This is a genomic window from Thermococcus sp. M36 (assembly GCF_012027355.1).
Lineage (GTDB): Archaea > Methanobacteriota_B > Thermococci > Thermococcales > Thermococcaceae > Thermococcus.
Window position 1 is genome coordinate 1 of the sequence record NZ_SNUH01000065.1, and the last position, 572, is coordinate 572.

General features: G+C 35.3%; 1 protein-coding gene. It reads right to left on the reverse strand.

Going from position 1 to position 572, the window contains the following annotated elements:
* Nucleotides 1-22: 22 nt before the first annotated feature.
* A partial coding sequence (locus tag E3E36_RS11335; protein ID WP_167895525.1) for a FadR/GntR family transcriptional regulator occupies nt 23-572 on the reverse strand: 550 nt, incomplete at its 5' end.

Sequence of the window (572 nt, forward strand, 5' to 3'; positions counted from 1 at the left end):
GTTTTAAATAGCAATCGTTGTTTTATAATAAAACCGTTTTATAATCACGGCTTACTTTCATAATTTCTTCCAAATGCAAGTGCATAGCGGCTTCTGCAGTAGCAACATCTTGCAATGCAATAGCATCTAAAATATTTTTGTGTTCTGCAATAGCCCTTGTGCTTCTGTCTGTTCCGCAGATTTTTCTTTCTACAATTGTTCTGATTAAATCTGGAACAACAATCAGCATCATACCTTCTATAACCTGATTTTTTGCAGCAGAAGCAATTTTCATGTGAAAAATCATATCTTCTTCAAAAGCATTTAAGCCTTTAGTAGCTCTCTTTTCATGGTCTTTTAAAGCAGTTTCAATTTCAGCAAGGTCTGTATCAGTTCTTCTCTGGCAGGCTAATTTGATAGCATTCAATTCCATGTAATAACGAGCTTCTATTAAAGCTACGAAATCATCTTTGTTTAAATTGATAACATCTCCCAATAAACTGTCTAATACTTTAATGCCTAAGCCGGCAACATAAGTTCCACTTTGTGGGGAGGTTTTAAGCAACCCGTAAAACTCTAAGATCGGAAGAGCG